Below are 13494 nucleotides of genomic sequence, written 5' to 3'. Positions count from 1 at the left end.
CAACAAATGGTTAAGGAGAAACATTATGAAACGTTTCAAACGGAGTGTGCCGTTGCTATTTTTCCCAGCATTGGTCGTACTGACACCTATGGTGTGGGCCGCCACCGGCGATGGTATGCTTGCCGACCTGCATGCGAAAAAGGAATTCAAATGTGCGGCGTGCCATGGAAACGACAAGAAGATTACGGTCGATGACAACGAAACAACCGTCAACAAGAACTGTACCGCCTGCCACGGCTCACTTGCCGAAATGGCGACGCATACCAAGGAGCACATCAATCCGCACAAGTCTCATCTGGGCGAAATCAATTGTACCACCTGTCATCACGGGCATGCTTCATCGTGGGCCTATTGCCTTAACTGCCATACCTACGATATGAAGATACCCGCTGGCGGGGGACAACCTTGGCAAAAACTGCCACCGGCCGCGGAAAAAGGAAAAGCCGGCAACCGCCAGGCCGAGCAGGCTGATGTCATCATTATTGGTGCGGGAGCTACCGGCTTGACAGCCGCTATTACTGCCCATGACGCCGGAGCAAAGGTCGTGGTACTCGAAAAGCAACCGATCACGGGCGGGAACAGCATGCTGGCCGCTGGCGGAATGAATGCCGCCGGGACGTCTTTTCAGAAGGCCAAGGGGATTGCCGACTCCGTGGAGCTCATGTATCAGGACACCATGAAGGGCGGCCACAACATTAACGATCCCGAGTTGGCAAGGATACTGGCAACAAACTCGGCCGCCTCTGTCGACTGGCTATCCTCCATCGGCGCAGACATGAGTGACGTGGGCAGGATGGGGGGCGCCAGCGTCGCACGTACTCATCGCCCCAACGGCGGATCAGCGGTAGGAGCACACGTAATAGACGTTCTGCGCAGGAACGCCGCCTATCGCAATATCGACATTCGGGTCAACAGCAAGGCAGTCAAGCTAATTGAGGACAAACAGGGGCGAGTTGTCGCGGTTCAGGTGGAAGGCAAACACAGCGGTCTCTATACCATCAAGGCCAAGTCGGTGGTGCTGACCACCGGTGGTTTCTCCGCCAATCCCGAGAAAGTGGCTTATTATCGGCCCGATTATAAAGGGATGACCACATCAAATCAACCCGGCGCAACGGGCGACGGCATTGACCTGGGTGTCGGCGCCGGCGGCGAGTTGAAGGACATGAAGGAGATCCAGATTCACCCGACCGTTGCGGCCGGCAGCCGGATCCTGATCACCGAAGCGGTGCGCGGCAATGGCGCCATTTTGGTAAATCACGACGGGAAGCGTTTCGTTAACGAACTGACGACCCGCGACAAGGCATCGGCCGCTATTCTGGCCCAGAATGGCAAATCGGCGTTCCTGGTGTTCGATGAAGGTATCCGCAAGAGCCTCAAGCAGATCGACGGCTATTTTCACCTGCAACTGGTGAAGGAAAGCGCCACCATCCAGGAACTTGCCACTGCCATCAAGGTTCCGGCGGATGCCCTGGATGCAACAGTGGCGGCCTACAACAAGGCTTACGACGGGAAAAACGATCCGGACTTCAAGCGTCCCGACATCCCCCGTCCGTTGCGAACCGCCAAATACTATGCCATTGAGGTCAAGCCGGGCGTGCACTACACCATGGGGGGGCTTAAGGTCAATGCCGCTGCCCAGGTCATTGCCAAAAACGGCACGCCGATTCCCGGTTTCTATGCAGCGGGTGAGGGAACCGGCGGGGTGCATGGTGCGAACCGTCTGGGCGGCAACTCCATTTCCCAAACCATCACCTTTGGGCGCATTGCCGGTGTAAATGCAGCCAAACAAGCCATAGAAAAGAAGTAGACACGTTTTAAAAGGCGACGGGGCGGATACTCCGCCCCGTCGCAACCATCGCAGGGGGACCATGATGGGCCGTCCAGCATGCCTCACCATACTGGAAGAACGTAACGTACGCCTCTATCTGGGAGGGCAACTGGTCTCGCTTTCCGGCACCTGGATGCAGTCGGTTGCCCAGGGCTGGTTAATCTACAGCCTGACGCACTCCCCCTTCTGGCTGGCGCTTTCGGCGGTAGCCTTGACTGCGCCCGTTTCCCTGTTGGCTCTCATGGGAGGGGCACAGGCGGACCGCGGCGACCGGCGGCGGCTTTTGATCATCACGCAAGCAGTGGCGTTGCTGCCGGCACTATTGTTGGGTCTCCTGACTCAAAACGGAATGATCACGGCTCCCTGGATCGTGGTTCTGTCCCTGATTACGGGAACGGTCAACGCTTTTGACCTGCCGGCCCGTCAGGCTCTGTGGGGCAGGCTGGTCCAACCGGAATGCCTGTTGAGCGCCCTTTCCCTAAACGCCGTTGTTTTCAACGCAACCCGCATCATGGGGCCGTTGCTGGCCGGAAGCATCATTGCCGCTTGGGGCACCGCCACATGTTTTTACCTGAATGCAGCCAGCTTTATGGTTGGCATCGGCACGTTGTTGGCCATGGAACATGCCGCCGGCACGCCACCAGCAAAGGCGAAGGGAACCCGCAACAGCTACCGGGATGAATTGTACGACGGACTGCGCTATGTTGCCGCCGAAAAAGACATTGCCCGAATCATTGTCCTAGTGGCGATACTCAGCGTTTTCGGTATACCCTTTGTCCCGTTGCTCCCGTTTTTTGCCGATGGTATCTTGCACGTCGGTCCGCAAGGATTGGGTATGCTAGGGTCTTCCTCTGGCGCCGGCGCCCTGGCAGCAGCAGTTGTGATCGCCCTGCGAGGCGAATTGCCGCATAAGGGCCGACTGTTGGTGGCTGCAGGTCTGGTATTTGCGGTCTGCTTGCTGGTCTTCGCACGCTCGCAGGCCTACTTCGCCTCCATGCTGGCGCTGCTCTTTATCGGCGCCGGGATCGTCCTCCTGCTTGCACTGACCAGTTGCCTGCTGCAGCGGCGCTGTCCCGACGTCCTGCGCGGCCGGGTCATGGGGATATATACCCTCGTGCTGATCGGCATGGCCCCCTTTGGTCATTTCCTGATGGGCTTGCTGACCACGACCGTAGGTGCTGCCAGGGCACTCTCCGTCTGCTCGACCATTTGTCTTACCGCCGTACTTGTCATGGCCCGCCCCATCAGTCGGATGGTCTAAGCGAGCCACCTCTTCACGTCAACAGCTGCGGCAGTAACAAATAGGGGTCATGAGCTGCGGCTCACGACCCCTTTTTAAAAACCAAATGGTTTTAAATGGTTATGGCGGAAAGGGTGAGATTCGAACTCACGGAGGCTTGCACCTCGGCGGTTTTCAAGACCGCTGCCTTAAACCACTCGGCCACCCTTCCAGACACTCAAGTTCAATTTCTATAGCATACTCTCCCCCGAAATTCAAAGGGTATCAGGCGATCCGCTCCAGCCCCCCCATGTAGGGGCGCAGCACGGCAGGGACGAGCACCGAGCCGTCCGCCTGCTGGTAGTTCTCCAGCACGGCCACCACGGTCCGGCCTACGGCCAGGCCCGAGCCGTTCAAGGTGTGGACGAACTCCGGCTTGGCCTTTTCGTCCTCGCGGAAACGGATACCGGCCCGCCGCGCCTGGAAATCGCCGAAGGTGCTGCATGAGGAGATCTCGCGGTAGCAGCTCTGCCCCGGCAGCCAGACCTCCAGGTCATAGGTCTTGGCGGCGGAAAAGCCGATGTCGCCGCTGCACAGGGCCATCACCCGGTAGGGGAGTTCCAGCAGTTGCAGGACCTTTTCCGCGTTGGCCGTCAGCTTTTCCAACTCGGTCGCCGACTCGGAGGGGTGGGTGAACTTGACCAGCTCCACCTTGTTGAACTGGTGCTGCCGGATCAGTCCGCGGGTATCCTTGCCGTAGGAACCGGCCTCGCGCCGGAAACAGGGGGTATAGGCGGTGTAGCAGATCGGCAGGTCGGAACGCTTGAGGATCTCGCCCCGGTGGATATTGGTCACCGGCACCTCGGCCGTGGGGATGAGGAAGTATTCCGGGTCCGCCAGCTTGAACAGGTCTTCCTCGAACTTGGGCAGCTGGCCGGTGGCGGTCATGGAGTCGCGGTTGACCATGAAGGGGGGCAGCACCTCCGTATAACCGTGCTGTTCCGTATGCAGGTCGAGCATGAAGCTGGTCAGGGCGCGTTCCAGGCGCGCCCCGGCGCCCCGGTAGAGGGTGAAGCGCGCGCCGGTGATCTTGGCGGCCCGTTCGAAATCCAAGATGCCCAGTCCCTCGCCGATCTCCCAATGGGGCTTGGCCGGGAAATCGAGCGGCTTCGGCTCGCCCCAGTTCCTGACCACCACGTTGTCGTTTTCCGATCTCCCCAGCGGCGTTGTGGGGTCGGGCAGGTTGGGCACGGTCATGAGGACGCCGGTCAACTCGTCATCCACCTGTTTGAGTTCCTCGTCCAGCGCCTTGATCCTGCCGGACACCTCGCGCATCTCCAGGATCTTGTCCTGAACCAGGCTCTTGTCCTTGACCTTGCCGATCTCCTCGGAGACGCTATTCTTGACGGCCTTGAGCGATTCGCCCTCCCGAAGCAGCGCGAGGCGCCGCTCATCCAGGTTACGGAACCGTTCCAGGTAGGGAGCGCCCCCGCGGGTAGCCAGACGGCGTTCGGCCTCGTCCAGGTTTTCACGGATAAATTTCATGTCAAGCATCTGAAACACCTTTATTTTTAGGGATTAAAAGTGTATTTTTTAGCACCTGCATCGCCCTACGTCAATGTAAAAGAGCCCCATGAAACGGATATCAGCCCTCGCCATACTAACCGCAATCCTGCTCGTCGCCATGCCGCTGTGCGTCCATGGCCAGGAGATCGTCATCGGCGCGGTCGGCGACATCATGCTGGCCGGCCGGTGGGCACCGTTCCTGAAGAGCAAGGGGTACGACCACCCCTTTGGCGGGGTGACGGCGGCCCTGGCCGGGAGCGACATCAACCTGGCAAACCTGGAATCCCCCATCGCGAACCGGGGGAGAGAATTCACCACCAAAAAATTCCGCTTCCGGGCCGAGCCGGAGGTGGCCAGGGCCGTGCGCACGGCGGGCTTCAACCTGGTCACCCTGGCGAACAACCACAGCATGGATTTCGGCGCCGCGGCTTTGACCGAGACCATGGCCAACCTGGAGACGGCCGACATCACCTGGATCGGCGCCGGCGAGAACCTGGCCGAGGCGCGCAGGATGGCGCTCTTTACCGTCAAGGGGAAAAAGATCGCCTTTCTGGGCTATTCCCTGACCCAGCCGGTGGAGTTTTTCGCCGCCCGGCAGCGCCCCGGAACCGCACCGGGCTACGACACCATCTTTACCCCCGATATTGCCAAGGCGCGCAGGGAGGCGGATTACGTGATCGTCTCCTTCCATTGGGGCAAGGAGGGGCAGGCCACGCCGACCCCCTTTCAACGCAGCATCGCCCACAAGGCCATCGACGCGGGCGCGGACGTGATCATCGGGCACCACCCCCATGTGCTGCAGGGCATCGAGCGTTACGAAAAGGGCATCATCTTCTACAGCCTGGGCAACTTCACCTTTGCCAGCACGAGCAGGACAGCCGACCAGAGCGTCATCATCCGCCTGCGCCTGGACGACACGCGGCGCGAGGCGGAAATACTGCCGCTGGACGTACTCTACCGACGGGTAGGGTTTCAGCCCCGGCTGTTGTCGGGGAAACCGGCCGCAAGCGTCATAGAACGATTGAATTCCCTGTCGAAAGCGCTTACAACAGAGATCAAATCCCACGACAAGTCATACTTTGTGAGTTTCTGACATGAAAATCCTCTTTACCACGCTCCACGCCAAATACTCCCACGCCTCCCTGGCGCTCCCCTGTCTGGCGGCATACTGCCGCACCATCCCCGGCGTAGCGGTCGTCATCCGGGAGTGGACCACCAACGAGCCGCGCGAACAGCTCTTGCGCCATATCATGTCCGAACAGGCGGACATGGTGGCCTTTTCCTGCTACATCTGGAATATCGAAAAGACCCTGCGTATCGCCTCCGACATCAAAAAGATCGCACCGGATACGCGCATCGTCCTGGGCGGCCCGGAGGCATCCTTCAACATCTTCGAGTTGATGCACGACAATCCGGCCGTGGACTTCGTGGTCAAGGGCGAGGGGGAGCGGGTCTTCCACCAGCTGACCACAACCCTCATGGAGCACGGCGGCAGCAATCTCCTGGAGCGTTCCCTGGGGGAGATCGACAACCTGTATTTCCGCGACGGCGACGACATCACCTCCGGCCCGCTCGGCAAACATTTTCTGGAGCTGGACACGGTCCCCTCCCCCTTCGAGGCGGGACTGGTGGACCTGAAGAAACCGCTGATCTACTACGAGACCTCCCGCGGCTGCCCCTTTGCCTGCGCCTTCTGCCTCTCGGCCGCCGAGGGGCACGTCCGTTCCTTTGGCCCGGAACGCATCAAAAGCGACCTGACCCTCCTCATGGGGCACAAGGTGGCCAATATCAAGCTGGTGGACCGCACCTTCAACTTCGACGCCCAGCGGGCCAACCGGATCTGGGAATTCATCCTGGAGCACAACCGGGGCAGCCACTTCCATTTCGAGATCTCCGCCGACCTGTTGACCGATGCGAACCTGGACCTGCTGAAGCGCGTCCCCCCCGACACGTTCCGCTTCGAGATCGGCGTCCAGTCGGCCTCGGAAACCACCCTGCTGCGGGTCGGCCGCAAAACGGACCTGGGCCGCATCTTCGACGCCGTCCGCCGCCTGCGGGCCGAGACCAACATCGAACTGCACCTGGACCTGATCGCCGGGCTGCCGGGCGAGGACTTCACCGGCTTTCTCGCCTCCCTGCGCGCCGTGGCCGACCTGAACCCGCACATGATCCAGATCGAACCGCTCAAGGTGCTCAAGGGCTCTGCCATGCGGGAGATCGCCAGCCGGGACGACTACCATTTTTCCGGGTTCCCCCCCTACACGATCCTGCGCAACCCGTGGCTCGCCTTTGCCGACATCAGCCGCATCGAAACCATCGGGCGCCTGCTGGACCTGTTTTACAACCACGACGGCTTTACCGCGACGCTGGCGCTCTTGCGGCGCACCATCGACACCGCCTCCCTCTTCGACCGCCTGGCGCGGCAGGCGGGCAACGACAACCTCTCCGGCCTCTCCACCCGGCGCGTGTACGAACTGTTCGCCCGTCTGGCGGAGCCGCTGGTAGACGACGCAACGCGGCGTCTGCTGCACGACGCGCTCTTCTTCGACTATTGCCGCCACGAGATGCCGCTCATGGGCAAGCTCCCCTCCTTTGCCGCCGAACGCCAGGCGGACTGCACCTGGCCGGCCCTGCGCGACCTGCCCAATCCCCCGGACCTGCCGGCGGACAGCCGGGTAAAGGCCTTCCGCTGTACGTTTTTAAGGGATTATCGTTGCGAGGAGTGGAAGAACGGGGCGGTGGGGATTACCTTCGTGTACGCCTCCGGGACGGGGCGGGGGCTGCGGGTGCTGGTGGTGTAGTTTGCCACAGGGGGAAGGTCAGAGTGTCTACTTGACCTGAAAAATAAATCACCCCGCCGCAAGCAGCGGGGTATCAATAACCTTATCGGGTGCATCAATCGCCCCAAGAGGCGGGGAATTGCACCCTCAGAGATTAATCATCCAATTGAGCTTGTAGCGAACTTTTGAAGTATTCTCTGACTCGGATATGCAGAAAGACTAACAAGCTTATTGACAAGTGCAACAGGGAAAAGGGCTGAATCGTACATGTCGCAATGTAACAACTCTACGTTTGCCAAAATGGCTTGTAAGTTTGGAATGTCATTAACAGACGGCTGTTTTTTCAATTCCTTGACAGGGATAGAGACAACATGCATTTGACCAGCAGGAGTTTTAAAAATGACCTTATGGCCATAATTTGATGTTGAAGCATAAGGGGGATCTGTAGGATCAGGATTTCCAGGTAAAATATGGCGGTAAATATAATCGTCTGTCAGTATGATTACTTTACCCGAAGGGATTATTTGCTGGATGGCTTGTGCATGCTCAACGAATGCACCGCTTTTTTCAAAACCTGCAAGATAGATATTATGACTGTCAAGAAGCCAAGTTACAAGATCTCTCATGGGTTCGTGGAGTCTTGCTGTCTGACCAAATAAGCCAGTTGGCCCATCTTTAATAAAAAACACCTTCTGCAACACATCCGGCTGGCGTAATAGCAGGTTTCGCACAAGATGAACAATAATCAGATGCTCGATTGCATTAACCAGATAACCCAGGATACCACCCGCCCCTGTTTCCTCGTCGATGACTTCATGTAACCGGAAAACATCCGTCAGAAAGATACGTCCACCCGTTTCAGGACATGGGAAGGTGTAATCGGAGTCCATCTGAGACTCAATCAAAGTAACCCTTTCACCTGTTGGACTTAACGGATTAGTAGCTAAGACCCATTTTTTATCTTCATCTTGCCTTTGCCCGCCCTTATACCGTCTGAAAATAAACCAAGCCAATGTATCAAGAAGACTTTGAGCTTCAGCGAGGTTGTTATCTCGAAAAAACTCATAAATTGTTTTGAGAATTGATCCCTTGAGAGTTATTTCTTCATCAAGCCGAATACCCTTTGTTGGAAGTGCTAATTTGAGTCGCTGAATATTTTTTAGTTTGCTCATGTCTTCAGGTGCAATAAAAGGCGCTCTTTCCAAAGTTCTCAGATCGTCAGTCTTGAACATCAATGCCCCGAACTGAAGGAAGTGAATAAGCCTTGAAGGATACTTTTGTTCAACAACAACTTCTGTATAGCCACCATCAACAGCAATAACGGCCTCTACAGGATTGGTTTGAGGTGGCAAGTAGTCACAACAAATATCCAGAGGATTTATTGCATCGTCCCGACGTGGCATATAGATTCGCCCCATCAGAGATTGAACGGCTGAATCATTAATAATGTGGTGGTGGGAAGCCTTGCTCGCTGCCTCGTAAGGTCGGCGACCTGCTGAGTATGACATTGAAGCCTCCAGGCTTAAGCTTAATCAGAAGGAAATCGGTCAACCTGTACTGGAATGACGAAGGGGTTACTGTAGGTTTTCATACGGATAAAACCTTTGTCGGTATCCTGGCTAAAACGTATCAAGCTTTCCGCAAAGTCGCTGAAGTCGTAATATTTTCTCAATTCTCTGATTTCATCATCATTATTAAGATGGGAGATAAACCAGTTCTGCGTTGCCTTCAGGATATTGCTACTTATTGAACTAACTTCCTGTGTAGCATAAATAAGACCGAGGTTGAGTTTTGCACCCTCCTTGGCCAGCCTGTTGTAAATCTGGGACAAATCTTTATCTTCTTTTTTGGGAAAGAGATTATGTGCTTCTTCGAAGTAGAACTGTATGAAATTGTTTGGCTTTGTACTTGTAAATCGACTCATGCTGTCTTGGAATATTTTTCTGGTTATACGCTCAGAAAACATTCTCTGAACACTTTCTTCCCCTAAAGACAAATCAACAATAACAATTTTACCTGCCCGCAATTGCTTAAGAATGTCTTGGTCGAACGGTTCCTGTGTCTGAGAAGTGTGCTGATCTTTAACATTTTTAAGGATTCGGAAACCAGCGCAATCAGATCTCCCAGTTCCTGGGTCACGCTTTCTAGTCAAAATTGTTAAAACCGCTTTTAAATCGTCATCTGCCCATTCTTTTTGTTTGGTACGCTTATATTCCTCGAAGCATGGAGCGCTTGGATAGACTTCCCACAGCTTATCCCACCAGTTTGAGGCATCCTCCAGTGACAACCCATTAGCCGGGTCAATATTTGGATTTACGGCTTCTCTAACTTTTTCATTTGCAGTGAATTTCACCTTAAAATTTCTTGGAGCCGGAAATTCAGCACGATAGAGACAGCAAAAATAGGCCGCTACCCTTCTGTCATGCCTTTCTTTTGCAGATCTATTGGAATCATAATCTTCAGGCTTTTCCAAAATTACATTTTTAAAGTTTGTTACAAAGCGAGTTGTATCATCGGCAATTGTTGGATAGGATTTTACAAGCTCAAACCCTGTGCCTGCTTCATTATAAAAATTGACCTTCATCACCTTGAAGTCGTCACCTTTTTCAACGGTTGAATATCGTACTGTTTTGTTACGATACATGTCAAAAATGGCGGTGCCTTGGTCCTGCAAATTTGGATTAGCATATTCTCCATTTATGTCAAAAATTATCTGGCCAATTGGATACTTGGGGGTATTGTTTTCAGTAAGCGGTTTGAGGACTTCTGCTGTTGATTCTTGGCTTTGGTCGAGGACCAGCGGGGCGCTTTCACTCATTTCAACGCACGCCTGTATAATCTTTTTGACTGTATTGGATTTTCCTGTTCTGGTCATGCCAAACAGGGCTGTTCGTTTTCCCGCAAAATCAGGGGCCTGAACATATACTGGCACAACCTCCTCTGATTGTTGGCGTCGCCGGCTGGAACTATACCTGACCTTGCCGATGCGAATATCGCCAGTTCCACCCGGAGCGCCACTTTCACGATAATTCACGATTGATTTGAGGATTTCAGGAGACGGCTTGATAATTGAATAGTTATGGGCACTAAAAAAGTTTTCCAGGTCTGCCCCAAACCTTATTTTCCCATTACCATTCTCATCCTTGTAAAAGGACCCCAATACGGAGCATTCCAGAGCACTAAAGGAAAATTCGTACCGGGTAAATGTGTCAAGTTGTGAACGAGCGTTAGTGCCGGTACGGATATTATCCTTATAGTATTCAACCATGCTGCTAATAACTGTTGAGTCTGTCGGAAGGCTAGTAGGTTGTATAACCCGCAGTAGAATCGCTTCAAAAGCAGAAGAGTCGGAAGGCTCGTTGTCGTAATATGCCAAAAGAAAACAACCCTGCGGAATCCCCCCCGCTCGCTGCTTCCACGCATCAGCGACCAAAATTTCAGCCTTTCCATAACTGAGCTTGAAGGGGCGTCCCACAAACAAGCCTGTATCCCAAACAAGGTCTTCACTCTCTTGTCTGCGCTTGAATAAATCAACTTGGGTTAAAAGACTAATAATGCTTTCGGGCATTTCAATCCTCCTGTAGCCCATCTGATAGTATGGGGTCTTCAAAGCGAATCCTTGATTGAATGGCGTAATCTTCTTTGGCGTCAATTGAAAGCCATTTACGGCCAAGTCTGGCAGCAGTATAACCCGTTGTGTTGCTTCCAGCGAACGGGTCGAGGACAACATCATCAGGGTCAGTTAAATACTGAATAAAAAATTCTGCCAACCCCATTGGCATTCTTGCTGGATGCGGAATTATGCCTCGTTCTTTGCATTGGCGAGAGAAAAAGTCATTTGAGGATGTATTGGAAAAACTAAAGGCATTGGGTAAGCGTGGTTCACGATCTAAATCAAGTCCGTCAATCTCGAAAAAATTATGGGCAATTGAACCGCCGTGGTCTTTCAAAAAAGAATTTTTGCTTATGTTATGTTCCGAAGGCCGTTTACCAGAATTGTAGCTTCCTCGTTCTAGGAGTTTTTGCATTGATTTGCTATAAGGCCGTAATACTTTGCTATTGTCAGCCTTTGGAAAATCTTGTTTTGCAATCCACCAGACACGAGTATAGCTGTCAACGGTTCTTATTCGGTTTACCGTGACCCATTGGGCTGGGGAAGGAAGTCTCGAAGGATTATAACTGATAAACTCTTGAATTAGCCTTAAACCAGCATTGGCATGACTCACAAATCCCATCAGTGACTGCAAAGGCAGCAAAGACTGTACAGGGCGACTATCTTCCCAACTATTCCCAATTTCGATAACTATGGACCCATTATCTGTCAGCATCTGGGAGAAAATTGGTGCCAGATTTGTGAACCACTCAAGATAGGCTTCTTCTTTGAGGTTTCCATATTTTTTCTTGTTGTTCAGGGGAAATGGCGGAGAGGTTAAAATAAGCTGTATTTTACCTTTGTATCCTTGCATGGCCTCAGATTGGAGAATATCCTCAGATTTGCCGTTGAAATATAAGCCAGTTGAGGTTTTATGTGCAATAGCACTTTTTATCAATAATTCATTAGTCATAGGGCTATTCACTCGTGCTTTAAGCATTAACGACAGTCAGGGACACTACGATTATTTAAAATTAATTGCAATCAAAGATGGTGGATATATTGGAATTATGGCGTGGGAATTTTCGAGAGCGGCACACTCCTACACACCCGTTGATAGTGTTGGGAATCTGATAACATCTGGGCTTAAATCGGGACATCCCTATTTTAATTGAGGTTGCCCCATTTTCTGAGCCTTTATCGGCTGATTCAACCTTAATGCAAGCCTGTCCACAAAGTTTATTGAAAGCCTGCCACGCACGCTCAATACAACAAATACCTCCCCCGCACCATCCTGAACCGTTCAAGCTCCCTATCCCACCGTCGCTCCACATCCAGGGGGCTCACCCCCTTCTGCCTCAACAATCGCCACGCCTCCCGATCCCCCACCTCGGTGCCGAACCCATCAGATACCTTGAACCGCCGGGGATGGGTCTCGTAGAAGGCCTGGGCCAGGTGCAGCCCGGCCAGGATTGGATCGAGCCGGTCCCGGTCCAGGCTGGCGACGCAGACGCCGGAGCAGCGTTTGCCCCGATAGGGGTGCCCGGCCGCGGTCGGCACAAAGCTGCACGGGGTAAAGCTTATGCCGGGGATAGAACGTGTCGCCAGGTTGCGCGCCATGGCCGCGCCATCCACCCAGGGGGCGCCGTAGGCCAGGAAGGCTCGCTCCGTGCCCCGTCCCACCGAGAGGTCGGCCGTTTCCAGCGTCCCCAGGCCGGGGTAGAGGATGGCGGCCGAGAGGTTCTTCATGTTGGGCGAGGGGTTGATCCAGGCGAGGCCGGTGGCGTCGAAGTACATGGCGCGCCGCCACCCCTGCATGGGGACAACGGTCAGGCGGCAGCCGATGCCGAACTCCGCGTTGAAGAGCCGCGCCAGTTCGCCCATGGTCATGCCGTGGCGGGTGGGGATGGGATGGATGCTGGTGATGGCGCCGCAGCCGCTCGCCCGCTCGGGCAGGGGCGTGGTGGGGATGGCCCCCTCGACCCGCTCTCCCCCCAGGGGGTTGGGGCGGTCCAGGACCACGAAGGGGATGTGGGCGTCACGGGCCGCGCGCATGGCGAGGGAGAGGGTGCCGATGTAGGTGTAGAAGCGGGTGCCGATATCCTGGATGTCGAAGACCAGGATATCCACCCCGTGCAGCATGTCCGGCGTGGGGCGGCAGGTGGCGCCGTAGAGGCTGTGCACCGGCAGGCCGCTGGCCCGGTCCGTGGCCGACGCGACCTTGTCGTCCGCCTCGCCCCGGATGCCGTGCTCGGGGCTGAACAGGGCGGTCAGGCGGCAGCCGGGGGCCCGGTTGATGATGTCGATGGTGCTGCGGCCGTCCCGGGAACGGCCGGTGTGGTTGGTGATCAGGCCGACCCGCTTCCCTTGCAGGAGGTCGAAACCGCGTTGTTCCAGCACGTCGATGCCGGGCAGGACCGGGCCGGCGGCGGCAAAGAGCTGCGCAGGGAGGCACGGGATAAACAGGAGGAACAGGAGTACTCGGATGACGGCCACGCGGCCGGTCATG

General features: G+C 55.0%; 9 protein-coding genes and 1 tRNA gene. 4 read left to right on the top strand and 6 right to left on the bottom strand.

The genetic code is table 11. From position 1 onward, the window contains the following. Nucleotides 1-25: 25 nt before the first annotated feature. Both F6V30_RS05330 and F6V30_RS05325 read left to right on the top strand, forming a co-directional pair. Entirely contained in the window at nucleotides 26-1807 is a 1782-nt protein-coding gene (locus tag F6V30_RS05330) for a flavocytochrome c (RefSeq protein ID WP_151155622.1), read from the top strand. 61 nt (nucleotides 1808-1868) lie between these two features. Continuing rightward, nucleotides 1869-3089, top strand: coding sequence for an MFS transporter (locus F6V30_RS05325; RefSeq protein ID WP_151155620.1), 1221 nt, complete (start codon nucleotides 1869-1871; stop codon nucleotides 3087-3089). 102 nt (nucleotides 3090-3191) lie between these two features. Here F6V30_RS05325 and F6V30_RS05320 read toward each other — a convergent pair. Next, nucleotides 3192-3279: transfer RNA gene (locus tag F6V30_RS05320), tRNA-Ser, on the bottom strand. 53 nt (nucleotides 3280-3332) lie between these two features. Continuing rightward, nucleotides 3333-4601 carry a serine--tRNA ligase gene (gene serS, locus F6V30_RS05315; protein WP_151155618.1) on the bottom strand — a complete coding sequence of 423 codons (1269 nt, stop codon included), beginning with the start codon at nucleotides 4599-4601 and terminating at the stop codon, nucleotides 3333-3335. Nucleotides 4602-4680: 79 nt separating this feature from the next. Between serS and F6V30_RS05310 the strand changes: the two genes are divergently transcribed. Further along, nucleotides 4681-5706 carry a CapA family protein gene (locus F6V30_RS05310; protein WP_246163222.1) on the top strand — a complete coding sequence of 342 codons (1026 nt, stop codon included), beginning with the start codon at nucleotides 4681-4683 and terminating at the stop codon, nucleotides 5704-5706. Nucleotide 5707: 1 nt separating this feature from the next. Then, the gene (locus F6V30_RS05305) at nucleotides 5708-7414 is read left to right on the top strand and encodes a B12-binding domain-containing radical SAM protein (protein WP_151155616.1); all 1707 of its coding nucleotides are present in this window, start codon (nucleotides 5708-5710) and stop codon (nucleotides 7412-7414) included. Nucleotides 7415-7551: 137 nt separating this feature from the next. On the opposite strand, the gene F6V30_RS05300 is transcribed toward F6V30_RS05305, so the two are convergent. From F6V30_RS05300 to F6V30_RS05285, 4 genes are all read right to left on the bottom strand, one after another. After that, the gene (locus tag F6V30_RS05300; protein ID WP_151155614.1) at nucleotides 7552-8901 is read right to left on the bottom strand and encodes a NurA domain-containing protein; all 1350 of its coding nucleotides are present in this window, start codon (nucleotides 8899-8901) and stop codon (nucleotides 7552-7554) included. A gap of 20 nt (nucleotides 8902-8921) precedes the next feature. After that, the gene (locus F6V30_RS05295; protein ID WP_151155612.1) at nucleotides 8922-10961 is read right to left on the bottom strand and encodes an ATP-binding protein; all 2040 of its coding nucleotides are present in this window, start codon (nucleotides 10959-10961) and stop codon (nucleotides 8922-8924) included. 1 nt (nucleotide 10962) lies between these two features. Next, a complete protein-coding gene (locus F6V30_RS05290; protein WP_151155610.1) occupies nucleotides 10963-11958 on the bottom strand; it encodes a DNA-methyltransferase in 996 nt (331 codons plus the stop codon). A gap of 290 nt (nucleotides 11959-12248) precedes the next feature. Continuing rightward, a complete protein-coding gene (locus tag F6V30_RS05285) occupies nucleotides 12249-13493 on the bottom strand; it encodes an exo-beta-N-acetylmuramidase NamZ family protein (protein ID WP_246163330.1) in 1245 nt (414 codons plus the stop codon). Nucleotide 13494 lies beyond the last annotated feature (1 nt).

Source organism: Oryzomonas sagensis, assembly GCF_008802355.1.
In the GTDB taxonomy this organism is placed as follows: Bacteria; Desulfobacterota; Desulfuromonadia; order Geobacterales; family Pseudopelobacteraceae; genus Oryzomonas; species Oryzomonas sagensis.
This window is presented reverse-complemented; position numbering and strand designations above follow the sequence as displayed.